The 25,712-nt window shown below is 59.9% G+C and carries 28 protein-coding genes; 16 read left to right on the top strand and 12 right to left on the bottom strand.

Annotation, left to right across the window (positions count from 1 at the left end; translation table 11 throughout):
- Positions 1-30: 30 nt before the first annotated feature.
- Complete coding sequence (locus ACLEXF_RS23780) at positions 31-453, top strand: hypothetical protein (protein WP_004202260.1); 423 nt, start codon at positions 31-33, stop codon at positions 451-453.
- Positions 454-456: 3 nt separating this feature from the next.
- Here the strand turns inward: ACLEXF_RS23780 and dsdA are convergent, their stop codons facing one another.
- Both dsdA and dsdX read right to left on the bottom strand, forming a co-directional pair.
- Positions 457-1,785 carry a D-serine ammonia-lyase gene (gene dsdA, locus ACLEXF_RS23775; protein WP_023319387.1) on the bottom strand — a complete coding sequence of 443 codons (1,329 nt, stop codon included), beginning with the start codon at positions 1,783-1,785 and terminating at the stop codon, positions 457-459.
- Positions 1,786-1,802: 17 nt separating this feature from the next.
- Positions 1,803-3,140, bottom strand: a complete 1,338-nt coding sequence (gene dsdX, locus ACLEXF_RS23770) for a D-serine transporter DsdX (RefSeq protein WP_004202257.1) — start codon at positions 3,138-3,140, stop codon at positions 1,803-1,805.
- Positions 3,141-3,366: 226 nt separating this feature from the next.
- On the opposite strand from dsdX, the gene dsdC reads away from it, so the two are divergent.
- Positions 3,367-4,290 carry a DNA-binding transcriptional regulator DsdC gene (gene dsdC / locus ACLEXF_RS23765; protein WP_064187995.1) on the top strand — a complete coding sequence of 308 codons (924 nt, stop codon included), beginning with the start codon at positions 3,367-3,369 and terminating at the stop codon, positions 4,288-4,290.
- A gap of 70 nt (positions 4,291-4,360) precedes the next feature.
- Here the strand turns inward: dsdC and emrD are convergent, their stop codons facing one another.
- The 5 genes from emrD to ACLEXF_RS23740 form a co-directional block, all read right to left on the bottom strand.
- A complete protein-coding gene (gene emrD / locus ACLEXF_RS23760; RefSeq protein ID WP_135730205.1) occupies positions 4,361-5,545 on the bottom strand; it encodes a multidrug efflux MFS transporter EmrD in 1,185 nt (394 codons plus the stop codon).
- A 175-nt stretch (positions 5,546-5,720) separates the two neighbouring features.
- Positions 5,721-6,554 carry a DMT family transporter gene (locus tag ACLEXF_RS23755; RefSeq protein WP_049092136.1) on the bottom strand — a complete coding sequence of 278 codons (834 nt, stop codon included), beginning with the start codon at positions 6,552-6,554 and terminating at the stop codon, positions 5,721-5,723.
- Positions 6,555-6,621: 67 nt separating this feature from the next.
- On the bottom strand, positions 6,622-7,068 hold the full coding sequence (locus ACLEXF_RS23750; protein WP_004202251.1) for a GNAT family N-acetyltransferase: 447 nt from the start codon (positions 7,066-7,068) through the stop codon (positions 6,622-6,624).
- Positions 7,069-7,158: 90 nt separating this feature from the next.
- A complete protein-coding gene (tisB, locus tag ACLEXF_RS23745) occupies positions 7,159-7,278 on the bottom strand; it encodes a type I toxin-antitoxin system toxin TisB (protein WP_004145059.1) in 120 nt (39 codons plus the stop codon).
- A gap of 450 nt (positions 7,279-7,728) precedes the next feature.
- Complete coding sequence (locus tag ACLEXF_RS23740) at positions 7,729-7,896, bottom strand: hypothetical protein (RefSeq protein ID WP_072096580.1); 168 nt, start codon at positions 7,894-7,896, stop codon at positions 7,729-7,731.
- A 12-nt stretch (positions 7,897-7,908) separates the two neighbouring features.
- Between ACLEXF_RS23740 and ivbL the strand changes: the two genes are divergently transcribed.
- From ivbL to ACLEXF_RS23700, 8 genes are all read left to right on the top strand, one after another.
- Positions 7,909-8,004, top strand: a complete 96-nt coding sequence (gene ivbL, locus ACLEXF_RS23735) for an ilvB operon leader peptide IvbL (RefSeq protein ID WP_002923286.1) — start codon at positions 7,909-7,911, stop codon at positions 8,002-8,004.
- Between the two features lie 104 nt (positions 8,005-8,108).
- Positions 8,109-9,797 carry an acetolactate synthase large subunit gene (gene ilvB, locus ACLEXF_RS23730; protein ID WP_032425823.1) on the top strand — a complete coding sequence of 563 codons (1,689 nt, stop codon included), beginning with the start codon at positions 8,109-8,111 and terminating at the stop codon, positions 9,795-9,797.
- Between the two features lie 3 nt (positions 9,798-9,800).
- Positions 9,801-10,088 (top strand): acetolactate synthase small subunit, encoded by a 288-nt coding sequence (gene ilvN / locus ACLEXF_RS23725; protein WP_023319383.1) that lies wholly within the window; start codon positions 9,801-9,803, stop codon positions 10,086-10,088.
- A 121-nt stretch (positions 10,089-10,209) separates the two neighbouring features.
- Positions 10,210-10,803: a transcriptional regulator UhpA gene (gene uhpA / locus ACLEXF_RS23720; RefSeq protein WP_080841296.1), complete on the top strand. Its 594-nt coding sequence runs from the start codon at positions 10,210-10,212 to the stop codon at positions 10,801-10,803.
- 17 nt (positions 10,804-10,820) lie between these two features.
- Entirely contained in the window at positions 10,821-12,302 is a 1,482-nt protein-coding gene (uhpB, locus tag ACLEXF_RS23715; RefSeq protein WP_025999189.1) for a signal transduction histidine-protein kinase/phosphatase UhpB, read from the top strand.
- Positions 12,303-12,313: 11 nt separating this feature from the next.
- The gene (locus tag ACLEXF_RS23710; protein WP_017899678.1) at positions 12,314-13,642 is read left to right on the top strand and encodes an MFS transporter; all 1,329 of its coding nucleotides are present in this window, start codon (positions 12,314-12,316) and stop codon (positions 13,640-13,642) included.
- Positions 13,643-13,787: 145 nt separating this feature from the next.
- Positions 13,788-15,179 (top strand): hexose-6-phosphate:phosphate antiporter, encoded by a 1,392-nt coding sequence (uhpT, locus tag ACLEXF_RS23705; protein ID WP_004202242.1) that lies wholly within the window; start codon positions 13,788-13,790, stop codon positions 15,177-15,179.
- A 136-nt stretch (positions 15,180-15,315) separates the two neighbouring features.
- A complete protein-coding gene (locus ACLEXF_RS23700; RefSeq protein ID WP_004181583.1) occupies positions 15,316-15,768 on the top strand; it encodes a DUF1198 domain-containing protein in 453 nt (150 codons plus the stop codon).
- A gap of 128 nt (positions 15,769-15,896) precedes the next feature.
- Here the strand turns inward: ACLEXF_RS23700 and ACLEXF_RS23695 are convergent, their stop codons facing one another.
- A complete protein-coding gene (locus tag ACLEXF_RS23695) occupies positions 15,897-16,220 on the bottom strand; it encodes a helix-turn-helix domain-containing protein (RefSeq protein WP_032456763.1) in 324 nt (107 codons plus the stop codon).
- Entirely contained in the window at positions 16,204-16,563 is a 360-nt protein-coding gene (locus ACLEXF_RS23690; RefSeq protein ID WP_032456762.1) for a type II toxin-antitoxin system RelE/ParE family toxin, read from the bottom strand. Before ACLEXF_RS23690 ends, ACLEXF_RS23695 begins: the two co-directional genes overlap by 17 nt.
- Positions 16,564-16,774: 211 nt before the next feature.
- On the opposite strand from ACLEXF_RS23690, the gene nepI reads away from it, so the two are divergent.
- Complete coding sequence (gene nepI / locus ACLEXF_RS23685) at positions 16,775-17,968, top strand: purine ribonucleoside efflux pump NepI (RefSeq protein ID WP_004202240.1); 1,194 nt, start codon at positions 16,775-16,777, stop codon at positions 17,966-17,968.
- Here the strand turns inward: nepI and phnX are convergent.
- Together phnX and phnW are read right to left on the bottom strand one after the other, a co-directional pair.
- A complete protein-coding gene (phnX, locus tag ACLEXF_RS23680) occupies positions 17,965-18,774 on the bottom strand; it encodes a phosphonoacetaldehyde hydrolase (protein WP_060656547.1) in 810 nt (269 codons plus the stop codon). The genes nepI and phnX overlap by 4 nt on opposite strands.
- Positions 18,775-18,783: 9 nt before the next feature.
- Positions 18,784-19,887, bottom strand: coding sequence for a 2-aminoethylphosphonate--pyruvate transaminase (phnW, locus tag ACLEXF_RS23675; RefSeq protein WP_004202236.1), 1,104 nt, complete (start codon positions 19,885-19,887; stop codon positions 18,784-18,786).
- A 141-nt stretch (positions 19,888-20,028) separates the two neighbouring features.
- Between phnW and phnR the strand changes: the two genes are divergently transcribed.
- From phnR to phnV, 5 genes are all read left to right on the top strand, one after another.
- Positions 20,029-20,748 (top strand): phosphonate utilization transcriptional regulator PhnR, encoded by a 720-nt coding sequence (gene phnR / locus ACLEXF_RS23670; protein ID WP_201357014.1) that lies wholly within the window; start codon positions 20,029-20,031, stop codon positions 20,746-20,748.
- A 178-nt stretch (positions 20,749-20,926) separates the two neighbouring features.
- Positions 20,927-21,940 carry a 2-aminoethylphosphonate ABC transporter substrate-binding protein gene (gene phnS / locus ACLEXF_RS23665; RefSeq protein ID WP_004202233.1) on the top strand — a complete coding sequence of 338 codons (1,014 nt, stop codon included), beginning with the start codon at positions 20,927-20,929 and terminating at the stop codon, positions 21,938-21,940.
- Between the two features lie 5 nt (positions 21,941-21,945).
- Positions 21,946-23,058 (top strand): 2-aminoethylphosphonate ABC transport system ATP-binding subunit PhnT, encoded by a 1,113-nt coding sequence (gene phnT, locus ACLEXF_RS23660; RefSeq protein WP_423265820.1) that lies wholly within the window; start codon positions 21,946-21,948, stop codon positions 23,056-23,058.
- The gene (phnU, locus tag ACLEXF_RS23655) at positions 23,058-23,918 is read left to right on the top strand and encodes a 2-aminoethylphosphonate ABC transporter permease subunit (protein ID WP_053809846.1); all 861 of its coding nucleotides are present in this window, start codon (positions 23,058-23,060) and stop codon (positions 23,916-23,918) included. The genes phnT and phnU overlap by 1 nt, the downstream gene beginning before the upstream one ends.
- Positions 23,919-23,920: 2 nt before the next feature.
- Positions 23,921-24,718 carry a 2-aminoethylphosphonate ABC transport system, membrane component PhnV gene (gene phnV / locus ACLEXF_RS23650; RefSeq protein WP_017900800.1) on the top strand — a complete coding sequence of 266 codons (798 nt, stop codon included), beginning with the start codon at positions 23,921-23,923 and terminating at the stop codon, positions 24,716-24,718.
- Between the two features lie 150 nt (positions 24,719-24,868).
- Here the strand turns inward: phnV and ACLEXF_RS23645 are convergent.
- On the bottom strand, positions 24,869-25,712 hold an 844-nt coding region (locus ACLEXF_RS23645; RefSeq protein ID WP_171879711.1), incomplete at its 5' end, for a carbohydrate porin.

Below are 25,712 nucleotides of genomic sequence, written 5' to 3'. Positions count from 1 at the left end.
CACCATGACACTCCCTTTCAGGCTGTCGTTGTGGAGGCGCATCATTGCCATCAACCGCAGGCGTTCTATGCGCAGCTGCGTCAACAGGGACTCACGGCTATCCATTTTATTCCGCAGCTGGCGGCCGGCGACGCCGCGCTGTGGGGTGAGTTTCTCTGCGCAGTCTTTCACCGCTGGGTGCGGGAAGATATTGGCCGTATCAATATTTTGCTGTTTAGCGAGACGCTGAGCGCCTGGTGCGGCGAGTTGATAACGCAGGCGGGAGCGCCGGCGGCCAACAGCGCCTGCTACGGCTGTCCGTGGCTACGCCTGTGCCGCTGCGGCGAACAGGAAGACCCGCTGTGTGCGGGTTACCGACAGTTTTACGATCTCAGCGGGCCCTATATGCGGGTGATGCGGGACCTGCGCCGACAGCAGCGGTCGCCAGAGGCGTTGATGCCGCTGCTGCGCTGAAGATTAGCGCCCCTTCGCCAGATACTGCGCCATCTCCTCTTCCGGCACCATTCCGCCGCCGGTGGCCCACACCAGGTGGGTCGCCTGCTGCAGCTGTTGCTCACTCAGCCCCTGCAGCTGATGGTACGCTTTGCTGGCGCAGACGCGCTGCGGCCCGGCCATTCCGGCCAGCGCGGAGGGTTCAAGGCGAATATTTTCCGCTGTCGCCAGCCAGCCCAGCATGTCATACATCGTCTGGTCATCAAGGGTATAGAACCCGTCGAGCAGGCGCTCCATTGCCCGGCCAACGAAGCCGGACGCCCGGCCGACAGCCAGACCGTCGGCGGCGGTCAGATTATCAATGCCTAAATCCTGCACCGCTATCTGGTCATGAAGCCCGGTATAGACGCCGAGCAGCATGCAGGGGGAGTGGGTCGGTTCGGCGAACAGGCAGTGAACGTGGTCGCCAAAGGCCAGCTTGAGGCCAAACGCTACGCCGCCAGGGCCGCCGCCGACGCCGCACGGCAGGTAGACGAACAGCGGATGGTCGGCATCGACCACCCGTCCGGCTTTGGCGAACTGCGCCTTCAGGCGCTCGCCGGCCACGGCATAGCCGAGGAACAGCGTGCGCGAATTTTCATCGTCGATGAAAAAGCAGTTTGGGTCGGATTCTGCCGCCTTGCGCCCCTGTTCGACCGCCACGCCGTAGTCCTCTTCATACTCCACCACCGTCACGCCGTGGCTGCGCAGTTTGGCCTTTTTCCACGCCCGGGCGTCTGCGGACATATGCACGGTAACCTTAAAGCCGATGCGGGCGCTCATGATGCCGATCGACATCCCGAGGTTGCCGGTGGAGCCGACGGCGATGCTGTACTGGCTGAAGAACTGTTTAAACTCCGGCGTCAGCAATTTGCGATAATCGTCTGCGGTAGTCAGCAGACCGGCTTCCAGCGCCAGCTTTTCCGCATGGGTCAGCACTTCATAAATGCCGCCGCGCGCTTTGATCGAGCCGGAGATCGGCAGATGGCTGTCTTTTTTCAGCAGCAGTTCGCCGCCAATCGGCTGGCCGAATTTTTGCTCAAGGCGGTGCTTCATTGCCGGAATGGCGACCACTTCCGATTCGATAATCCCACCGCTGGCGGCCGTTTCCGGGAAGGCTTCCGCCAGATAGGGCGCGAAGCGCTGCAGGCGGGCATGGGCGTCCTGCACGTCGTCGGCGGTCAGGCCGACGTAAGGCAATCCCTTCGCCAGGGTGGTGGTGGCGGGGTTAAACCAGGTGGTTTCTTTCAGGGCGATCAGATCCTGCACAAGCGGGAAGGTCGCGGTTAAGGTGGTCAGGTCAGCGTGTTTCATCATACGTCTCTTTGCGCTCAGATAATGAAAGAAAGCAGGAAGGTGGCGGCCAGTGCAAGTAGCGACGCGATAAAAGTCGCCGTCGTGTAGTACTTGAACGTTTCACTGAGGCTGGCGCCGCAGTACTGTTTTACCAGCCAGAACAGGGAATCGGTGACGATCGTGCAGCCAATGGCGCCGGAACCGATGGCAATGGCGATGATCTCCGGGCTGACGCCGGGATAAAGCGGCAGCATCGGGGCAACGATGGCGGTAGCGCCCATCATCGCCACGGTGGCGGAGCCAACGGCGGCGTGCAGGATAAGCGCCACCAGCCAGGCCAGCAGAATCGGATGCATGTCGAGGTTCGACAGAATCACCGCCAGGCTATCGGCCAGGCCGCTGGATTTTAAAATCGCGTTGAATGCGCCGCCTGCGCCGATAATCAGCAGGATGTTGGCGATAGACCCAAAGCCGTTTTCCGTATGGGTCAGCAGGACGCCCATCCCCATCTGCCGACGAATGCCGAGCATGTAATACGCGACAAAGACGGCGATAAACATCGCGGTGATGGGGTTGCCGATAAATTCCAGCACCGTATACAGCGTGCCGCCCTTCTCCATGTTCAGTTCGGCGACGGTTTTCACCAGCATCAGGCCAATCGGCAGCAGTACGGTAAACAGCGTGGCGCCGAGTGACGGCAGCGTCGACGCCTCGCGGACCTCAAGGTTGGCAAATTCGGCCGGAACCGGTTTGTACGGCAGGCGGTTGCCTAACGCTCTGAGAAACAGCGGACCGCCAACCAGCGAGGCGATCAGACCGACCAGCAGGCCATAAACAATCACTGTGCCGATATCGGCGCCCAGTTTGTTCGCGACAAACAGGGCCGCCGGATGCGGGGGGACCACGCAGTGCACCGCCATCAGCGCGGTACACAGCGGAATAGCCAGCTTCAGTAGCGAGGTATTGGTTTTTTTGGCGATGGAGAAGGCCAGGGGGATCAGCAGGACCACGCCGACTTCGACAAACAGCGTGATGCCGCAGATCAGGCCGACCAGCACCATAATCACGTCCGCCGACAGCCAGCGGCAGCGCTGCAGCGTCAGGCCGATGCGCTCCGCCGCGCCGGAGACCTCCATCATCTTCCCGAGAATGGTGCCGAGACCGATCACCGCCGCAAGGAAGCCCAGCGTACCGCCGATGCCGCTCTCAATAGCGTTGACCATCTCCAGCGGGCCCATCCCCATCATCGCGCCGACGAAAAAGCTCGCCAGCAGCAGCGCCAGAAATGGATGAAACTTCAGTTTGACGATCGTTAAGACGATTAACACGATGCTGATCAGCAGCGTGCTCACAACCCAGACTTGCGAACCCATATTCCACCTCGCCTGTGAATAATCTGGCCTTATTGAAGCGAGAAACCTCATGGGCTGACAAACGATATAAATGGGCTTTAAGGTGAGGAGAATTGAATCAAATGGGTGATTTAGCTCAAAAACAGACCATTAAATATGCTATGGGTCAAATTAACTCACCCTTTTGCGGCAAAACCGGCGTGATTTTTTTATCATCAACAGCCACTGTATTTGCCAGGAGCGCGTGATGGATGTGCTAAAAACCTTAGGTACTCGGTTGCTGAACGGATGGCAGCTCTCCAGGCTGTCGACCTTTGAGGTGGCGGCTCGGCACGAGTCGTTTGCCCTGGCCGCCGACGAGCTGGCGCTCACGCCTGGCGCCGTCAGCCACCGGATTAATCAACTTGAAGAGGAGCTGGGGATCCTGCTCTTTGTCCGCTCGCATCGCAAAGTTGAGCTGACGCGTGAAGGTAAGCGGGTCTACTGGGCGCTGAAGTCGTCGCTGGATGGTCTCAATCAGGAGATCCTCGATATCAAAAACCAGGAGCTCTCCGGCAGTCTGACGGTCTACTCGCGGCCCTCTATCGCCCAGTGCTGGCTGGTGCCGGCCCTGGGTGACTTTACCCGCCGTTACCCGGCCATTTCCCTCACCGTGCTGACCGGCAATGAGAACGTTAACCTGCAGCGGACGGGCATCGATCTGGCGATCTATTTTGATGATGCGCCGTCGTCGCAGCTGAGTCACCATTTTCTGATGGATGAGGCGATCGTGCCGGTATGTACGCCGAATTACGCGCAACAGCGGCAGTTAATGTCGAATCCGGGCAATCTGCGCCACTGTACGTTGCTCCACGACCGCCAGGCATGGAGCAACGATTCCGGCACCGACGAGTGGTATAGCTGGGCGCAGCAGTTTGCGGTGGAACTGCCGCCATCGTCGGGTATTGGCTTCGATCGTTCCGATTTAGCGACGATTGCGGCGATGAATAATGTCGGGGTGGCGATGGGGCGTAAGCGGCTGGTGCAGAAGCGGCTGGAGAGTGGGGAGTTGATCGCCCCGTTTGGCGATATGACGCTGAAATGCCACCAGCACTACTATGTAACCACCCTGCCGGGTCGCCAGTGGCCGAAAATCGACGCCTTTATCGAGTGGCTGCATAGTCTGACATAAGACAAAAGCAGCCACCGGGAGGTAGCCCGGATAAGGCGTCAGCCGCTATCCGGGGAGCGCCAAGCGGCGCTTAGACCGGCTGCTGATGGTGGGTAAAGCGCGAGGCCAGCGGCAGCCAGCACAGCAGAATCAACAGACCCATCAGCATCATCAGCAGACCGAGACTGCCCTGACCGTTTTGCGGCATCATCGCCGACAGCCAGGCCAGTACGCCGGAGCCGATATTCTGCAAGCCGCCAACCAGCGCCCCGGCGGTACCGGCGAGGAACGGGAATGGCTCCATCGCGCCGCTGGTGGCCAGCGGGAACAGCATGCCGGCGCCGAAGAAGAACAGCGCCGCCGGCACCAGCAGGGTCCAGACGGTCATGACGCCCAGCAGCCCCGGGATCCACATCATCAGACCCGCCAGCAGGCAGCAGATAACCGATTGCCACATCAGGGTCGGGAAACGCTTGTTCGGGCGGCCGGCAAACCAGGCGCCGAAGAAGGCCGCCGGGATCGGCAGAATAAACAGAATACTCACCGCCATGCTGCTCAGGCCGAGCACCGCGCCCATCAGTACGCCGGAACAGGCTTCGAATACCGCAATCCCCGCCAGGCCGCCGATCAGCATCAGCAGATAGCAGTTAAACGCGCCAGTGCCGAACAGCGTTTTGTAGCTGGCCAAAAGTTTGGTGCACGGCGCGCCCTCCGGGCGCGTTTCCGGCATCCATTTCGCCATGCTGAAGGTCACCCCGGCGCACAGCACCAGCAGGAAAGCGTAACAGGCGCGCCAGCTCCACAGGGTGTCGAGGATGCCGCCGAGCAACGGGGCAATCAGCGGGCTGACCAGAATACCCATATTTAACAGGCTATTGGCATGACGCAGCTGGGCGCCTTCGTACAGATCGCGGGGCAGGGTGCGCGCCATCACGCCGCCGACGCCGGTGCCCATCCCCTGCATGGCGCTGGCGGCGATCAGCACCGGCAGGCTATGGGTGGTCATGGCGACCAGTGTCGCCAGCATAAAAATCGACATCCCGACGAGGATCACCGGGCGGCGACCGATGCGGTCGGAGAGCGGGCCGTAAAACAGCTGTGAAATACCGTAGGTCAGCAGGTAGGCCGCCATCACGCTTTGAACCGCCCCTTCGCGAACGTTCAGCGCGACCGCCATGTCGGCGATGGCCGGAATATATATGGTCTGCGCCATCTGGCCAACGGCCACCAGCAGTACCAGCATCAACAACAAATTGAAGTTTTTATGCCGTTTCATGTCGATGAATACTTTGTGAGTAAAGAGAAATGAAGAATATGTGACTGGCACATCCCGTAATCGATGGAGGAATCTACCATATAAAAATGACAGAACAACTGCAAAGTGCCGATTATTGAGGGAGTTCCAGGCAGATTATGTAAACAGGAACGGCAACTAATGTTGCCATTGCAGGCTACGCAAGGCGCAGGAGGATCGCCCCGGCGGCAATCCCGCAGGCGGCGAAGATGCGCAGCGGCATCAGTTGCTCTTTCAGGACGATAAAAGCGATTAGCGCGCCGAACAAAATGGAGGTTTCACGCAGCGCGGCGACCACCGCCAGCGGCGCCTGGGTCATCGCCCACAGCGCCAGGCCGTAGGAGCCCATGGTGCCGATACCGCCGAGGATACCTTTTCGCCAGTGCAGGCGCAGATAGCGGCTGGCTTCAGCGCGGCGGGTCATCATTGCCCAGCTTAGCAGGCAGAAGCCGTTCATAAAAAAGGTCCACAGGGTGTAGCCCAGCGCCGAGCCCGCCAGCCGGACGCCGGTGCCGTCCACCAGCGTATAGCCGGCGATGAAGCAGGCGTTGATCAGCGCCAGCACGATGCCTTTGCGCGAGCTGGCGCGGCCGTTAAAGGCCATCGCCAGAATAGCCAGGCAGATGACGCCGATGCCCAGCCAGGCCAGCGGCGACAAACGATCGCCGAGAAACAGCACGCTTATCGCCGCCACCAGCAATGGGGCAGTTCCCCGCATCAGCGGATAGGTCTGGCTCATATCCGACACCTGATAGGTCTTCGCCACCAGCACCGTATACACCACCTGTAACGCGCACGACGCCAGCAGATAGGGGGCGCTGGCCAGCGAGGGCTGCGGGGAAAAGGGCAGCATCACCAGCGCGATCAGCGCGGCCGAGCCGCTGACGCCGATCGCCGCGTACATTTTATCGCCGCTGGCTTTGACAATAGCGTTCCAGCTGGCGTGCAGCAGGGCGGCGAACAGCAAAATGCAGAATACGGTGATGGTCATCGCAGACAGGTTCAACAGTGAAGGTCACCGGACTGTAACACGCGCCCGCGCTGCCAGCCAGCGGGGGCTACAGCGAACAAAACAGGCGATGCGTCACCCGCGGTTCATCGTACACCGGGCGAAAGCCAAGTCTTTCATAAAAGGGCCAGGCCTGCGCCGGGGCGTGGGTGTTCAGAAAATCAAACCAGGCGCTGGAGTGGGTGATAACCGAGACCAGCAGCTGCTGGCCGATCCCCCGGCGGCGGTAGCGCTCGCTGATGTAGAGATGGCGAATACGCCCGGCCCGCGGCTGCGGGCTGAAGGGATCGCTATTGATGCCGCATACCCCAACCAGCTGGTGGTTCACAAAGGCGCCCAGCAGCGTTTCGCCCGGCGCGGTAAAGCGGTTTTTGCCGCTCTGCCAGTTTTCCGCCAGGCGGCGCAGCATATTGAAATGCTGTTCAAGGCTTTCGGTGCGCAGCGCCGCGAACCCCGGGGCATCCGGCGTCGTGGCGGCAATTAACAGGGGTGGCATAGCTTCCTCCATCAAGTCATCCCGGGACGCCCGGCGGGCGCCTGCAGGGGGGCGGTTTCCCGCCCCCCTCAGGTGCGACTTGAACCTGAATCAGCGGAACTGTTTCAGGACTGCATCAAGTAGTTGCAACACAGCAACCATGAGTTTCAGGATTAAAATAATAATATCCATTCCGCCCATACGCGCGTCTCCTGTGGTTAAGGAGCACAATAAGCTGACGTACCTTTCCGCTGCCTGTTGCCAGCTTATCCCTGCCTGTCGCCGGCGGCGTCGCCCTGGCCAATGATTGCTCCTTCCGTGGACGGCTTCCCGGCCCGCCGCCAGCAACGACAGGGGTGCGCAGCGCTGAACCACGCGTTGCCGCGCGGACCAGTGACTGCACGTTGTTGACGTAACACAGTGTGCTCTCTCGGGGTTAAGGCACTGACGGCACCACCCGTTTCAGCCAGGACTTCGTTGCGCCGGTCAAACTTGCGGCCCCCGAATGGCACACCATGAACACACCCAGTATAGATAAATACTGTATGGATGAACAGTATTTTTTGGACAAATCAGCCGCTCTCGCCCATACTCTATGACAGAGAAAAAGCGACCTTAAATTGCGCGAACTGCAGCGATCGCGTATACTTTTGGCGTTGACGTAATACAGTGTGCTTGCGGCTACCACCTGTAACCATACTGATAAAAACCTCGCTCCGGCGGGGTTTTTTGTTTTCTGCCCTTTTGCGCCGAACTGTGATCTTTCGCGCAAATTTTCGTGGATGAAAATAAATCCATTGTGAAAACGTAAAACCTGTGTTTGTATAAATTCAGCTTATTTTTCGACACAACAGGTCCCTAATGAACGCAACCCTGATCGCTTCGACCCTACTAAAAACCGCGCCAGCCGCGGTGGTCGTCGTGTCTGTGGTGGTCGTCGTCGGCAATGCGCCGTAGGGTCCGGAACAACACGAATTCCAAACCCCGCCGGCGCCAACCGAGCGGGGTTTTTTGTTGGCGAGCCCCCCGGTAAAGTCGGCCCAGAAGAAAAGGACTGGAGCATGGCAAGTTCGGGCACCACATCAAACACAATGCGCTTTACCGGCGCGCAGCTGGTTGTTCATTTACTGGAACGCCAGGGTATCACTATGGTTAGCGGCATTCCGGGCGGCTCCATCCTGCCTATTTACGATGCCTTAAGCCAGAGCACGCAGATCCGCCACATCCTGGCGCGCCACGAGCAGGGCGCGGGCTTTATCGCCCAGGGGATGGCGCGTACCGAAGGCAAACCAGCGGTCTGTATGGCCTGCAGCGGCCCGGGGGCGACGAACCTGGTGACGGCGATCGCCGATGCCCGCCTGGATTCGATTCCACTGGTCTGCATCACCGGCCAGGTGCCGGCATCGATGATTGGCACCGACGCCTTCCAGGAAGTGGACACCTACGGCATCTCTATCCCCATCACCAAACATAACTATCTGGTGCGCGACATCGCCGAGCTGCCGCAGGTGATCAGCGACGCCTTCCGTATTGCTCAGTCCGGGCGTCCCGGGCCGGTGTGGATAGACATTCCTAAGGACGTACAGTCGGCGACCATTGAGCTGGAAACGTTGCCGGAACCGGGCGAGCGCGCCGCTCCGCCGGCATTCGCCCACGAAAGCGTGCGCGAAGCGGCGGCGATGATCAATGCGGCGAAGCGTCCGGTGCTCTATCTGGGCGGCGGGGTGATTAACGCGCCGCAGGAGATCCGTGAGCTGGCGGAAAAAGCCAATCTGCCAACCACCATGACCCTGATGGCGCTGGGCATGCTGCCGAAGGCGCACCCGCTGTCGCTGGGGATGCTGGGGATGCACGGCGCGCGCAGCACCAACTTCATTCTGCAGGAAGCGGATTTACTGATTGTTTTAGGCGCGCGTTTTGATGACCGGGCGATTGGCAAGACCGAGCAGTTCTGCCCGAACGCGAAGATTATCCACGTCGATATCGACCGCGCCGAGCTGGGCAAAATCAAGCAACCGCACGTGGCGATTCAGGGCGATGTGGCGGAAGTCTTAGCCCAGCTGAACCCGCAGATTGAGGCGCAGCCGCGCGAGGAATGGCGCCAGCTGGTGGCCGACTTGCAGCGCGAATTCCCTTGCGCCATCCCGCAGGAAAGCGACCCGCTTTCCCATTACGGCCTGATTAACGCCGTGGCAGCCTGCGTGGATGATGAAGCGATCATCACTACCGACGTTGGCCAGCACCAGATGTGGACGGCGCAGGCCTACCCGCTCAACCGTCCGCGCCAGTGGCTGACCTCCGGCGGCCTCGGTACCATGGGCTTCGGCCTGCCGGCGGCGATTGGCGCGGCGCTGGCGAATCCGCAGCGCAAGGTTATCTGCTTCTCCGGCGACGGCAGCCTGATGATGAATATTCAGGAGATGGCTACCGCCGCTGAAAATCAGCTGGATGTAAAAATTATTCTGCTGAACAACGAAGCGCTGGGGCTGGTGCATCAGCAGCAGAGCCTGTTTTATCAGCAGGGCGTTTTTGCCGCCACTTATCCAGGGATGATTAACTTTATGCAGATTGCCGCCGGTTTTGGCCTGCAAACCTGTGATTTAAATAACGAAGCCGATCCGCAGGCGGCGCTGCAGGCGATCATCGCTCGTCCGGGACCGGCGCTGATCCACGTGCGCATCGACGCGCAGCAGAAAGTGTATCCGATGGTACCGCCGGGTGCGGCCAATACTGAAATGGTGGGGGAATAAGCCATGCAAAAACACTGTGAAAACGTCATTCTGGAACTCACCGTCCGCAACCACCCCGGCGTCATGACCCACGTCTGCGGGCTTTTTGCCCGCCGTGCCTTTAACGTCGAAGGTATTCTTTGTCTACCGATTCAGGGCAGCGAACACAGCCGCATCTGGCTGCTGGTGAACGACGATCAGCGTCTCGGGCAGATGATTAGCCAGATTGAAAAGCTGGAAGATGTCACCAAAGTGGCGCGTAACCAGTCCGATCCCACCATGTTTAACAAAATTGCGGTGTTCTTCGAGTAAATCGCGCAAGGCTTGAACGGTAAGGTGCTTATGGTTAAGGTAAGCGCCTTTGCCGGATGGCGCTGCGCTTATCCGGCCTACGGACACAGCGCTTTGTCGCCTCAGGCACCAGGACCCTATCATGACCACCATCGCCCTTATTGACGATCATTTGATTGTCCGCTCCGGCTTTGCTCAGCTGCTGGGGCTGGAAACTGATTTTCAGGTTGTCGCCGAATTCGGCAGCGGCCGCGAGGCGCTGACGGGGTTGCCGGGGCGCGGCGTTCAGGTCTGTATCTGCGATATCTCAATGCCGGATATTTCCGGGCTGGCGCTGCTCAGCCAGCTGCCGAAGGGGATGGCGACCATCATGCTGTCGGTGCACGACAGCCCGGCGCTGGTCGAGCAGGCGCTTAACGCCGGCGCGCGGGGCTTTCTGTCGAAACGCTGCAGCCCGGACGAACTTATCGCCGCGGTGCGCACGGTGGCGGCGGGCGGCTGCTATCTCACACCGGATATCGCCATGAAGCTGGCCGCCGGGCGCCAGGATCCGCTCACCAAACGCGAACGCCAGGTGGCGGAAAAGCTGGCGGAGGGCATGGCGGTGAAAGAGATCGCCGCTGAGCTCGGACTGTCGCCGAAAACCGTCCACGTTCACCGCGCTAACCTGCTGGAAAAGCTGGGCGTCAACAATGACGTCGAGCTGGCGCGCCGTATGTTTGACAGCTGGCAATGAAGACCATACTCCCGCGCCTGCTGTCGGTGATCGGCTGCGCCTTTATTTTCGCCGCCGCCTGGTTTTGTCTGTGGAGCATCAGCCTGCATCTGGTGGAGCGCGCCGATCTGGCGGTGCTGCTGTTCCCCTTCGGCCTGCGTTTGGGGCTGATGCTGCAGTGCCCGCGCGGCTACTGGCCGGTGCTGCTGGGAACCGAGTGGCTGCTGATCTTCTGGCTGGCGCAGGAAGTAGCGCTGGCGCACCCGATAATATTGATGACCGGAAGCCTGCTGACCCTACTGCCGGTGGCGCTGATCTCGCGATATCGCCAGCAGCGCGACTGGCTGACGCTTCTGCGTCAGGGCGGGGCGTTAATGGCCGCCGCGCTGCTGCAATCGCTGCCCTGGCTGGCGGAGGGGGACGAGGGTCTTAACGCCCTGTTGTTGACGCTCACCGGCGGCCTGACTCTGGCGCCGACCTGTCTGGTGTTCTGGCACTACCTCACCAGCACCGTCTGGCGGCCCCTGGGGCCGTCGCTGGTGGCGCAGCCGGTAAACTGGCGCGGGCGGCATCTGATCTGGTATCTGTTGTTATTCACTATTAGCCTGTGGCTGCAGCTTGGGCTGCCCGCCGAGCTCTCCCGCTTTACCCCGTTTTGCCTTGCGCTGCCGATTATCGCCCTCGCCTGGCACTACGGCTGGCAGGGCGCACTGATCGCCACATTGATGAACGCTATCGCCCTGATTGCCAGCCAGACCTGGCACGATCACCCCGTCGATCTCCTGCTTTCGCTGCTGGCGCAGAGCCTCACCGGGCTGCTGCTGGGGGCGGGGATCCAGCGATTGCGCGAGCTTAACCAGTCGCTACAGAACGAGCTGGCGCGTAATCGTCGTCTGGCGGATCGCCTGCTGGAGACCGAAGAGAGCGTGCGCCGCGACGTCGCGCGCGAGCTCCATGATGATATCGGCCAGACCATCACCGCAATACGCACCCAGGCGGGGATCGTCCAGCGGCTGGCGCCGGACAACGCCAGCGTTCGCCAGAGCGGCCAGCTGATTGAACACCTCTCGCTGGGGGTTTACGACTCGGTGCGTCGCCTGCTGGGCCGCCTGCGTCCGCGCCAGCTTGACGACCTGCCGCTGGAGCAGGCGGTACGTTCTCTGATGCGCGAGATGGAGCTGGAGGACCGCGGTATCGTCAGCCATCTCGACTGGCGGATTAACGAGGCGGGGCTGAGCGAAAACCAGCGCGTGACCCTGTTCCGCGTCTGCCAGGAGGGACTGAACAATATCGTCAAGCACGCCAGCGCCAGCGCCGTGACCCTGCAGGGCTGGCAGCAGGAGGAGCGTCTGATGCTGGTGCTGGAGGATGACGGCTGCGGCCTGCCGCCGGGATCCAGCGCGCAGGGATTTGGTCTGACCGGCATGCGTGAGCGCGTGACCGCCCTGGGGGGCACGCTGACGATCTCCTGCACCCACGGTACCCGGGTGTGCGTCAATCTACCGCTGCGTTACGCCTGAGAGGATCGCTGATGTTCGCCTTTTTAAAAGCCCCGCCTGACGCTGCGCCGATTAGCGATAAACGCGAGCTTGATGCGCGTTATCGCTACTGGCGCCGCCATATCCTGTTGACCATCTGGCTGGGCTACGCGCTGTTCTATTTCACCCGCAAAAGCTTTAACGCCGCGGTGCCTGACATTCTCGCCAGCAACGTGCTAACCCGCAGCGATATCGGTCTGCTGGCCACGCTGTTTTACATCACCTACGGACTGTCGAAATTTTTCTCCGGTATCGTCAGCGACCGCTCCGATGCCCGCTATTTTATGGGGTTGGGGCTTATCGCCACCGGGGTGGTGAATATTCTGTTCGGTTTTTCTTCCTCACTGTGGGCCTTCGCCCTGCTGTGGGCACTGAACGCCTTCTTTCAGGGGTGGGGCTCGCCGGTCTGCGCCCGGCTGCTGACGGCCTGGTATTCACGCACCGAACGCGGCGGCTGGTGGGCGCTGTGGAATACGGCGCATAACGTGGGCGGCGCGCTGATCCCGATGGTGGTGGGAGCGGCGGCGCTACATTACGGCTGGCGCGCGGGGATGACCATCGCCGGCGGCCTGGCGATCCTCGCCGGATTATATCTGTGCTGGCGGCTGCGCGATCGTCCGCAGGCGGTGGGGCTACCCGCCGTGGGCGACTGGCGTCACGATGCGCTGGAGATTGCCCAGCAGCAGGAGGGCGCCGGGCTGACGCGCAAAGAGATCCTCACCCGATACGTGCTGGCAAACCCCTATATCTGGCTGCTGTCGCTGTGCTATGTGCTGGTGTACGTGGTGCGGGCGGCGATTAACGACTGGGGCAATCTGTATATGTCGGAGACGCTTGGCGTCGATCTGGTGACCGCTAACTCGGCGGTGACCATGTTCGAGCTGGGCGGATTTATCGGCGCGCTGGTGGCGGGGTGGGGCTCGGATAAGCTGTTTAACGGCAATCGCGGACCGATGAATCTGATCTTCGCCGCCGGCATTTTGCTGTCGGTTGGCGGCCTGTGGCTGATGCCGTTCGCCAGCTACGTGATGCAGGCGGCCTGCTTCTTCACCACCGGTTTCTTTGTCTTCGGCCCGCAGATGCTGATCGGCATGGCGGCGGCGGAGTGTTCGCATAAAGAGGCCGCCGGGGCGGCTACCGGGTTTGTCGGCCTGTTCGCATATCTTGGCGCGTCGCTTTCCGGCTGGCCGCTGGCGCAGGTAATGGATATCTGGCACTGGACCGGATTCTTCGTGGCGATCGCGATTGCCGCCGGCATTTCCGCGCTGCTGCTGCTGCCGTTCTTAAACGCGCAGGCGCCGCGCGCCGCCAGTGAAGCGTGATGCATCTCACTCTTTCGCCGCGAATGGGGCAAAACTAAGAAATTTTCCCGGTTTCACCTGGACGCCGTCTCAGGCCAGACGGCGCGCTGATTTTTACAATGCCTGGCTATGACGCAGGCATAAAAAATCAGCTCAGGAGATACCCATGCTGGCCTTTCTGAATCAGGTTCGTAAGCCGACCCTGGATCTGCCGCTCGACGTGCGGCGCAAAATGTGGTTCAAACCTTTCATGCAGTCCTATCTGGTGGTCTTCATTGGCTACCTGACCATGTACCTGATCCGCAAGAACTTTAATATTGCGCAGAACGACATGATCTCCACCTACGGGTTGAGCATGACCCAGCTGGGGATGATTGGCCTGGGCTTCTCCATTACCTACGGCGTAGGGAAAACCCTGGTTTCCTACTATGCCGATGGCAAAAACACCAAGCAGTTCCTGCCGTTTATGCTGATCCTCTCCGCCATCTGCATGCTGGGCTTTAGCGCCAGTATGGGTGCGGGTTCCACCAGCCTGTTCCTGATGATCGCCTTCTATGCGCTAAGCGGCTTCTTCCAGAGCACCGGCGGCTCGTGCAGCTATTCCACCATCACCAAATGGACGCCACGACGCAAACGCGGCACCTTCCTCGGCTTCTGGAATATCTCTCACAACCTCGGCGGCGCCGGCGCGGCGGGCGTGGCGCTGTTTGGCGCCAACTATCTGTTCGACGGCCACGTGATCGGCATGTTTATCTTCCCGTCGATTATTGCGCTGATCGTCGGCTTTATTGGCCTGCGCTACGGTAGCGACTCGCCGGAATCCTACGGCCTCGGCACGGCGGAGGAGCTGTTTGGCGAAGCGATCAGCGAAGAGGATAAAGAGACCGAAGAAAACGCGATGACCAAGTGGCAGATCTTTGTTGAGTACGTGCTGAAAAACAAAGTGATCTGGCTGCTGTGCTTCTCCAACATCTTCCTCTACGTGGTGCGTATCGGTATCGATCAATGGTCCACCGTGTATGCCTTCCAGGAGCTGAAGCTGTCGAAAGAGGTGGCGATTCAGGGGTTTACCCTGTTTGAGGTCGGTGCCCTGGTCGGCACGCTGCTGTGGGGCTGGCTGTCGGACCTGGCCAACGGCCGCCGCGCGCTGGTGGCCTGCATCGCGCTGGCGCTGATTATCGCCACTCTCGGTGTTTATCAACATGCCAGCAATCAGTACGTCTATCTGGCTTCGCTGTTTGCGCTGGGCTTCCTGGTGTTTGGCCCGCAGCTGCTGATTGGCGTCGCCGCCGTTGGCTTCGTACCGAAAAAAGCGATCGGCGCCGCCGATGGGATCAAGGGCACTTTCGCCTATCTGATCGGCGATAGCTTCGCCAAGCTGGGCCTCGGGATGATCGCCGACGGCACCCCGGTCTTTGGCCTCACCGGCTGGGCCGGCACCTTTGCGGCGCTGGACGCCGCCGCCATCGGCTGTATCTGCCTGATGGCCATCGTGGCTATCTTCGAAGAGCGTAAAATTCGCCGCGAGAAAAAGAACCGTATTTTGCAGACTGCCTGATTCACCAGGTATTTGGTAACCTTGCCCGGCCATTGCGCCGGGCTTTTTTATTTCTTGCGTAATATGCCAGGTCCGACAGTCGACAGCAGGCAAATTCCCATTATGATAGTCAGGCTGCGATTGGATGAGAGGATGCATGATCTGGATAGGACTGGCCACCCTGGTAGTGGTATTTGTTGTGGGATTTCGGGTGCTTACCTCTGATTCACGCCGCGCGATCCGCCGCCTGAGCGAACGCCTGGGCATCACGCCCGTCCCGCTGGAATCGATGATCGATCAGCTGGGTAAAACCGCCGGCAATGAGTATTTGCGTTACCTTGAACGGCCGAATGAAGCGCATCTGCAGAACGCTGCCCAGGTGCTGCTGATCTGGCAGGTTGCAATTGTCGACGCTAGCGAAAAAAACCTGCATTACTGGTATCGCCTGATGCAAAAAGCGCGTTTAGCGGCGCCGATCACCGAGGCGCAGATCCGCCTGGCGCAAGGGTTTCTGCGCGAGCTGGATCCGGATATGAGCGATTTGCATAACCTTCAGCAGCGCTATAACGACCTGTTTCTCCCGGAAGACGGCGTGCACTGGCTGCACTGATCTCATTGTTATTCGGCCTGGGGTTCATCGCTTTTTGTGCCGGATGGCGGCTGCGCCTTATCCGGCCTACGGTTTCCGCACTCGTCACTTGTAGGCCGGATAAGCGTAAGCGCCATCCGGCAGGATAACTACAGTAGGATTTTCAGGCCGTGTTTTTGTACGACGCTAAGCAATTTTAATGACATTCCGCTTGGTCGCTTAGCGCCAGTCTCCCATTTTTGCACGGTAGACACGCTGGTATTCAGATAACGAGCGAACACGGGTTGGCTAACATTGAGTTGTTCACGTAGCGCTTTAATTTCAATGGGTTGAAGTGCGGCTACGCTACCGAGACATGATTCATCAAATTGGCGCATTGTTTCCTGTGGGATTGCGCCAACGCTGAATAGCCCCGACGCAGCGCTATGGATCGCTTCGAAAGCCGGGCTTTTGTATTTATTTTTTGCTGTCATCGCAAATCTCCACCAGTTCTTTACTTTTAACTAAGACCGTCGTTTTCTCTTCAGAGAGATTGGCATAGTGTTTTGCTAACTCACGAAAACCCATTAACTCGCGATGGTTGATATTGGCCATATCCTGTTTGGCATATAGAAAGGTATAAAACCAATACCCTGCGCTTTTGGTAAGGATGATTGCGCGATCGCGATTCTTGTTGAGTCGCTTTTTATAAACCCCTCCTCCTAAATCAACCACCTTGCCCTGAAGCACAGATTGAATTGCCTGATAGAGCTCGTCGTCGGAAATGCCATGAGAGCTAGCCTCTCTGGCGAACCATTTGGTTTTGAAGATACGCATTGCTGACATCCTGTCGTTAAAAGTATAGCACATAGTGCTATATTAAATTCTCCTGAGATTTGTTAAAGCGATAGCAAGCATCGTTTTTTTAAACATGCGAGCAGCTACGCATCCTCTTATGAAAAGCGAGAATAGTTGCGAAAACGTTAAATGCGTCACAAACAAAATGTTACACTGCGCAGCTTTCCGCCACTTTCTTCGCAGGTCACTCATGAGTTATTCAAATGAAGCCAAACCCCATGCACGCGAACTCGCGCGACCAAACTGGTCGGCGGTCTTCGCGGTTGCTTTCTGCGTCGCCTGCCTGATTACCGTCGAATTTCTACCGGTCAGCCTGCTGACGCCGATGGCGCTGGATTTAGGTATCTCCGAAGGGATGGCCGGGCAGTCGGTGACGACGACGGCATTCGTCGCGATGTTTTCCAGCCTGTTTATCACTTCCGTCATTGGCAAAACCGATCGCCGCTACGTGGTGATCCTCTTTTCGCTGCTGCTGACCCTTTCCTGCCTGTTGGTGTCCTTTGCCGATAGCTTCACCCTGCTGCTGCTGGGACGCGCCTGTCTGGGGCTGGCGCTCGGCGGTTTCTGGGCGATGTCAGCCTCGCTGACCATGCGGCTGGTGCCGATGCGCGTGGTGCCGAAAGCGTTGTCGATTATCTTCGGCGCGGTATCCATCGCGCTGGTGATCGCCGCCCCGTTGGGCAGTTTCCTTGGCGGGCTTATCGGCTGGCGCAACGTGTTTAACGGCGCGGCGGTGATGGGTGTACTGTGTACGCTCTGGGTGCTGAAAGCGCTGCCGTCGCTGCCTGGTGAATCGGCGGCTCAGCAGCAAAATATGTTTGGCCTGCTGAAGCGGCCGGGGGTGATGGCCGGCATGTGCGCCATTTTCATGGCCTTTGCCGGACAGTTCGCCTTTTTTACCTATATTCGCCCGGTCTACATGACCCTCGCCGGGTTTGATGTCGATGGCCTGACGCTGGTGCTGCTGAGCTTTGGTATCGCCAGCTTCATCGGCACGTCGCTCTCCTCGGTGCTGCTCAAACGCTCGGTGAAAGCGGCGCTGGCGATTGCGCCGCTGGTGTTGACCGCCTGCGCGGCGGCGCTGGTGCTGTGGGGAGAAAGCAAAATCGTCGCCTCGACGGTGGCAATTATCTGGGGCTTCGCGTTCGCCTTGATCCCGGTGGGGTGGTCAACGTGGATCACCCGTTCACTCTCCGATCAGGCGGAAAAAGCCGGGTCGATTCAGGTGGCGGTGATCCAGCTGGCCAACACCTGCGGCGCCGCGGTCGGCGGCATTGCGCTTGACCACTTAGGGCTGCTGTCGCCGCTGGTGTTGTCAGGGGTATTAATGCTGTTTACCGGCCTGTTGGTGGCGGCCAAAGTGAAGGTGAATTCACCCGCTTAAGGCCGTTCGCCTTTTGCCAGCCGGGCGTTAATGTCGGCAATCACTTCCGGCAGGTCCGCCAGGGTATCAACCACATAATGCGCCCCGGCGGCATACAGCTTGCCTGCCGCCCGTTCGCGACGGGTGGCGATTTCTTCTTTCGACATCGCCTGGTACGCCTCCCAGGTAGCGCCGAATTCGTTACCGGACACCGCCAGGCCGACGCTCCACATCCCGGCATGTAACCCTTCGCTGATGCCCGGTGCGGCGTCATCGACCTTCACGCAGTGGGCCACATCGTCTATGCCCAGGGTAATCACGTTCTGCAGCGCCATCCACGGCCCGGGACGCCCGCCGGCGGGAAGGTCATCGGTGGCGACCCAGTGGTCCGGGGCATAGCCCTGCGCGGCGGCTGCTGGAACCAGCTTTTCCATCACCGGACGCGGATAGCCCGAGCAGGAGCCGATCTTCAGTCCGTCGGCGCGCAGCGCGGCGAGGGTGTCGACCACGCCGGCGATCGGAGCGGAAAAATCGACAACCTTAGCGATTTGCAGCGGCATAAACGCGGCGTAGATCGCATCAATATCAGCAGCCGTCATTGGCCGACCAAATTTCGCCTGCCAGCGGCTATCGACCGACGGCAGTTTGCCCAGCGCCTCAATGTGCTGCCATTTGCCAAGCCCCATCGGCACGCGGGCCTCTTCAAGGGTGAGCTCAATATCGAAGGCCTGGCGGAAGGCCTCGACGAAAATTTGCGTCGGCGCGAAGGAGCCGAAGTCCACGGTGGTGCCGGCCCAGTCGAGGATGAGTGCGGTGATACGGTTCATGGCGGTTCCTTATTGTTTCCAGTACATGGCGTTGTCGATGGCCGCCAGCAGGGCGGTGATGTCGGCGTCGTAGACTTCGCCGATGTTGCCGATGCGGAAGCAATCGCTTTGCGACACTTTGCCCGGATAGATAACGAAGCCCTGATCTTTCAGCTTCTGGTAGAAGGTGTGAAAGCGATACTGCGGCGCGTCCGGCGAATAAAAGGCGGTAATGATCGGCGAGTGCAGGCTGTCATCAAGCAGCGTCCGGAAGCCGAGCGCGCGCATTCCGGCGACCAGTCGGCGCTGATTGTGGCTGTAGCGCTGATGGCGGGCGCTGACGCCGCCCTCCTGGGCCAGTTCTTTCAGCGCCTGAGCGAAGGCCAGCACGGTATGGGTCGGTGAGGTGAAGCGCCACTTGCCGTGGTTATCCTCCATACAGCGCCACTGGGCGTAAAGATCCAGCGACAGCGAGCGCGAGCGGCCTTTGCAGGTGGCCAGCTCCGATTCGCGGGCGATGACGAAAGCGAAGCCCGGCACGCCCTGAATGCATTTGTTGGCGGAGCTTATCAGATAGTCAATATTCAGCGCGGCGATATCCAGCGGAATGCCGCCGAAGCTGCTCATCGCATCGACGATATAGCGTTTGCCATACTCCTTCGCCAGCGCGGCTACCTCTTCGATCGGGTTGAGCATGCCGGTGGTGGTTTCGCTATGCACCATCGCGATATGGGTGATCATCGGGTCATCCTGCAGGATCCGCGCGATCGCCGCCGCGTCCGGACGGGCGACTTCGCCGCAATCGTAAGGATGAAAGGCGATGCCCATCAGCTGCGCCATCTCAATCATACGCGCGCCATAGGCGCCATTGCTGACGATCAGCACTTTGCCCTGTTCGCCGATGACGCTGCCGAGCACCGCTTCGACCGCGTAACTGCCGCTGCCCTGCAGCAGCACCGCCGTATAACCGTCGGCCGGGGTGGCCAGCTGCACCAGCTGCTGGCGAATGGTCTGTACCACGCCGAGATTGTAATCATCATCCCAGGTGCAGCTATCGAACAACATCGCCTCTTTCACCGTGCGGGAGGTGGTTAGCGGGCCGGGAGTCAGCAGCAGGTAATTCCGTGAAGTCATTTGTCTCACCATTTGGTCTATACCAGATTGGTGTTTATCATGGAGACAAAGCCGGGGCAGGGTCAAAGGAAATGTGGCGCTGCAACAAAAAATTCATCTGGCTATGTATAATGAGCGCACCAAACGTGGCAGCGAGTAAACATGAAATCACCCTCTGGCGAGATGCCGCAATACCTGATGATTAAGGCGCAGCTGCAGGCGCGTATTCAAAACGGCGCCCTCAAAAGCGGCGATAAATTGCCTTCCGAGCGCGAGCTGTGCGCACTGTTCAACACAACCCGTATCACCGTGCGCGAGAGTCTGGCGCAGCTGGAGGCCAGCGGCGTGATCTACCGCGCCGACCGCCGCGGCTGGTTTGTGACGCCGGAGCGTCTGTGGCTGGATCCGACGCAGAACACCAACTTCCACAAGCTGTGTCTCGAACAGGGACGTGAGCCGAAAACGATGCTGCTTGATGGCCGCTTAACCGCCGTGCCGCTGGATGTGATGGCGCCGCTGGCGCTGCAGCCCTTCGATCAGATCTACCTGCTGACCCGCCTGCGCTATGCCGACGGGCGTCCGGTGTGCTATTGCGAAAACCACTGCCTGCCGGCCCGGGTGCCGGAGCTGCTGCGCCACGATCTCAATGGCAGTCTGACCGAGATTTATCAGAGTCACTACGACCTGATCTATACCAGTATGCATCTGTCGTTTTATCCCACCTCCATGCCGCCGCAAGCCGCAGAGGCGTTGGGGGTGATGGAGGGGCGCCCGGCGCTGCTGCTGCGCAGGCTGAATTACGATCAGCACGGGCGTATTCTTGATTACGATATCGAATACTGGCGGCATGACAGCCTGCGGATCGAAGTCGATACCCATTGATTTTATTGTATTAACCCTTCCCGTATCCCCGGTGGCGTCAGCGTTAACCGGGGGCGACGTATCCCCTTCGCTTTAACTCTTTCGACACACTTCTTTCATCGTTTTGTCATAAACCCTCGGTAGCGTGAACGCAAATCTGGTCTACACCAGAACAACTAACTGCGATGAGGCTAACACGATGAAACTCTCCCGACTTGCTCTGCTGTCCCTGTTCGCGCTGACCAGCTCCCCGGTTTGGGCGGACGGCGTCGTCACGGTTTACTCCGCCGACGGCCTGCATGACGGCGATAATAGCTGGTATCAGAGCCAGTTCGACGCCTTCACCAAAGCGACGGGTATCAAAGTGCAGTATGTGGAAGGCGGCTCTGGCGCGATCGTCGAGCGTCTGGCGAAGGAGCGCACCAATCCGCAGGCCGATGTACTGGTCACGGTGCCGCCGTTTATCCAGCGCGCCGCGAAAGAGCAGCTGCTGGCCACCTTTACCCCACAGGGCAGCGCGCAGATCCCCGGCGCCAATGACCGCTATTCGCCGCTGGTGAACAACTATCTGACCTTCATCTATAACGGCCAGTTGCTGAAAACCGCGCCGGCCAGCTGGCAGGATCTGCTGGATAGCCGCTTTAAGAATAAGCTGCAGTACTCCACGCCGGGCCAGGCGGGGGACGGCACCGCGGTGATGCTGCAGGCCTTCCACAGCCTTGGCGGCAAAGATGCCGGCTTCGAGTATCTGGGCAAGCTGCAGGCCAATAACGTCGGCCCATCGGCCTCCACCGGCAAGCTGACGGCGCTGGTCAACAAAGGCGAGCTGTACGTCGCCAACGGCGATCTGCAGATGAACCTGTCGCAGATGGCGCGTAACCCGAACGTCAAAATCTTCTGGCCGGCGGACGACAAAGGCGAGCGCAGCGCGCTGGCGCTGCCCTACACCATCGGGCTGGTGCAGAACGGACCGAACAGCGAAAACGGCAAGAAGCTGATTAATTTCCTGCTGGATAAACCGGCGCAATCCAGCGTCAGCGCGCGCTCCTGGGGCTTACCGGTGCGCAACGACGTGGCGCCGGATGACGCTAACTTTAAGGCAGCGCAGGCGGCGCTCGACGGCGTGAAGCGCTGGGAACCCAACTGGGACGACGTCGCGGTTTCTCTCTCGGCGGATATCGCCCGCTGGCATAAAGTGACCGATAGCGAGTAAGCCTGATGTTAATGAAAACCACCGTCATCTCTTCCCCGTCGCTAGCGGGGACCTCCGGGATCACCCTGGACTCGCTGCGCGTTTCCTACCACGGCAACGTGGTCTTAAAACCGCTGTCATTGACCATTGAGCCCGGTGAAGTGCTGGCGCTGATTGGCCCTTCCGGTTCCGGGAAAACCACCGTGCTGCGGGCGATTGCCGGTTTTGTGCAACCGGCTGGCGGGCGGATCCTGATCGGCGACACGGACGTCACCCACCTGCCGCCTTACCAGCGCGGGCTGGCGATGGTGGTGCAGAACTACGCGCTGTTTCCTCATATGAAGGTGGAAGACAACGTCGCCTTCGGCCTGCGGGCGCAAAAGCAGCCCAGGGGGCTTATCGCCGGGCGGGTGACCGAAGCCTTAAACATCGTCGGTATGGCGGACTACGCCACCCGCTATCCGCATCAGCTTTCCGGCGGCCAGCAGCAGCGCGTGGCGATAGCCCGCGCGATTGCCGTGCGTCCTCGGGTGTTACTGCTTGATGAACCACTGTCGGCGCTGGACGCGCAAATTCGCCATAACATGGTGGAAGAGATTGCCCGTCTGCACCGCGAACTGCCGGAGCTGACCATCCTCTACGTTACCCACGATCAGACCGAAGCGCTGACCCTGGCGGACAAAATCGGCATTATGAAAGACGGGTCGCTGATCGCCCACGGTGAAACGCACGAGCTGTACCACTATCCGCCGAACCGCTTTAGCGCCGAATTCCTCGGCCGCGCCAATATCCTGCAGGCGACGGCGCTGAAAGACAGCCCCGAGCCGGGGCTGGTTAGCGTAAGCTGCGGCGGCGGCCTGATTAACGCCTTCAGCCGGGGCGGCCTGCATGGCAACAATAAGCTGTTATGCATTCGCCCGCAGCACATGAGCCTGGCGCCGCGATCGGCAACCAGTAATCGCCTCAACGCCACCCTGATGTCGGTGCACTGGCAGGGCGATCTGACGCATCTGCTGTGCGACGTCGCGGGCGAAGCGGTGCGGATCGTCATGACTCAGGTCAACCCACTGCCGCGCGCGGGGGATAAGCTGGCGCTCTACTTCGAACCTGGCGATGCGGTTCTGATCGAGGTGCAATGATGGCGCAAACCTTAATACTCACGCCCCCGGCGCGAAACCTGCGCCCTTATCTGTGGCTGGCGTTGCCGCTGCTGGTGCTGGCGACGCTGTTTTTCTATCCGCTGCTGCTGATCGCCGAACAGGCGCTTCGCGACGCCAGCGGCAATCTGAGCCTTGAGACCTTCTGGCAGGTGATTGACTCAAAACGCTTTATTGGCGCGCTGCTCAATACCTTACAGATTGCGGTGTTCGCCACCCTTGGCTGCCTGGTGCTTGGCAGCGTCCTGGCGCTGATTCTGGTATTTATTCCGTTCCCCGGCAGCCAACTGGTGGGCCGGGTCATTGATACTTTTATTGCGCTGCCGACCTTTCTTATCACTCTCGCGTTCACCTTTATTTACGGCTCGGCGGGGCTGCTCAACGGCACCCTGATGGCGCTGTTTGCTTTTGAACTGCCGCCGGTAGACTTCCTCTATTCGATTAACGGCGTGATTCTGGCGGAGATTACCGTGTTTACGCCGCTGGTGATGCGCCCGCTGATGGCGGGACTGCGGCAGATAGATAAGAGCCAGCTGGAAGCGGCGAGTATTCTCGGCGCTCATCCGTTACGGGTGATTACCCAGGTTATCTTCCCGGCGGCGCTGCCGGCGCTGATGGCGGGCGGCAGCCTGTGCCTGCTATTGACCACTAACGAGTTCGGGATCGTGCTGTTTATTGGCGCCAAAGGGGTCAATACCCTGCCGATGATGGTCTACAGCAAGGCGATTCTGGAGTCGGATTACAGCGTGGCCTGCATGATTGCGCTGATCAATATTTTGCTGTCGCTGGGGCTGTTTATGCTCTATCGGCTGGCGGCGGTGCGCACTGGCGTAAGGAGTTAACGATGTTGATTTGGTCGCGTAAAGGCCGCGCGGCGGCGGGCGCGCTGGCGGTGACGCTTTTTGCCGGCGTTTTCCTGCTGCCGCTGGCGGTGATTTTACTCTCCAGCCTGAGTAAACAATGGAACGGCCTGCTGCCCACCGGCTTTACCTTTGCCCACTTTGTTAACGCGTTTCGCGGGGCGGCGTGGGATTCGCTGTTTTCCAGCCTGGTGGTGGGCTTCTGCGCCAGCCTGCTGGCGCTGCTGTGCGGGATGTGGGCGGCGCTGGCGCTGCGCCAGACTGGCGCGAAGCTGCAGAAATATCTTGGGCTGATGTTTTATCTGCCCAGCGCCATCCCCTCGGTTTCCGTGGGACTGGGCATTCTGGTGGCCTTCAGCCAGGGGCCGCTGCAGATGAACGGCACCTTCTTTATCGTCCTGGCGGCGCATTTCGTGCTGATCTCGGCCTTTACCTTCAGTAACGTCACGACCGGCCTGGCGCGGATTTCCGCTGATATTGAAAACGTCGCCTCCAGCCTGGGCGCTTCACCGTGGTACCGCCTGCGCCATGTGACGCTGCCGCTGATGACGCCGTGGATGATCTCGGCGCTGGCGCTGAGTTTATCGCTGTCGATGGGGGAGTTGGGGGCGACGGTGATGATCTATCCGCCGGGCTGGACGACGCTGCCGGTGACCATTTTCAGCCTGACCGATCGCGGTAATATCGCCGATGGCTCGGCGCTGACCATCGTGCTGGTGGGCGTCACGCTGCTGTTGATGATGAAGCTGGAGCGTATCGCCCGCCGATTAAGCCAGAGATAAAGAATTGATGACGCCACCAGGGCACGGGGCTGACTGCCCGGCGGAGCTGTTGCTTGCCGGTCCTGGGGGTGGGATCCGGCAGGCCTCCTCAGTCGTAGCCCGGCTAAGCGTAGCGCCAGCCGGGAACGCTCCTTCGGCAACGCTATCGCATCAGAACCACGCCTCAAACATCCCGCCGACGTTCAGCGAATCCAGCTGCTGGTCCTGGGTGCCGTTCACCTTCGCGGTATGCTCATTGTCCACCTGGCCGCCGGTGACGTAGAAGCGCAGCATCGGACGGAACTCCGGCCCCATACCGATGGCGATGTTCTGCGACAGCGTCAGCTTCCAGCCGTGGTTATCCCCGCCCTGGTCGTAGTCCACGCGCTGGTAGCCCGCTTCCAGCCAGGTGGAGTGCACGTCGTTCCAGAAGTACATCGGCCGCACGATGGCGCCGTAGTTTTTACGGTTGTCGGTGTTGTCCCTGCCGTTGTCGTAGTCGTGGAAGGCCAGCAGATATTCCACCTGCGCCTGCTGAGTGAACTTATGGCTGCCCTCGAAGCTGGCGTAGACCGTGGTCAGGTCGTCGGTTTTGTTATAGACGCTGTTATCCGAGTTGTCGGAGTAGCGCAGGATCACCTTGTTCACCCCGCTGTCGTTGGTGTGGCTCAGCACCAGCCCGCCCTGCCAGGCTTCGAGGCGCGCGTCGCTGTCCACCGCCTTCGAGTCAAAGCCGTAGTTGGCGTACACCTCGACGTCGATCGGCCCGGCCTTGATGTTGTGGGTTTTGGTGGTCAGCGCGTAGTGGCCGTTGTCGCCGGTGTCGGAGCTACCGGTACAGGTGATGCGCGACGGGTTGGTCTCGTCGGCCATCACTTCCGGACTACAGGATTTCACCTGCGACACCGCCGCCACGTCGAACTGCACGCCGCCGATATCAAAGTTCTTCACCCCGGCGCCCTGGCCGTCGTGGTTCATCCAGAAGTAGTCGTTGATCCCCTGTTGCGGACGCTGG

It is taken from the genome of Klebsiella pneumoniae complex sp. WS1778, from assembly GCF_049472055.1.
Classification (GTDB): domain Bacteria; phylum Pseudomonadota; class Gammaproteobacteria; order Enterobacterales; family Enterobacteriaceae; genus Klebsiella; species Klebsiella quasipneumoniae.
The sequence above is the reverse complement of the archived record's forward strand: the minus strand, read 5'-3'. Positions and strand labels throughout refer to the sequence as shown.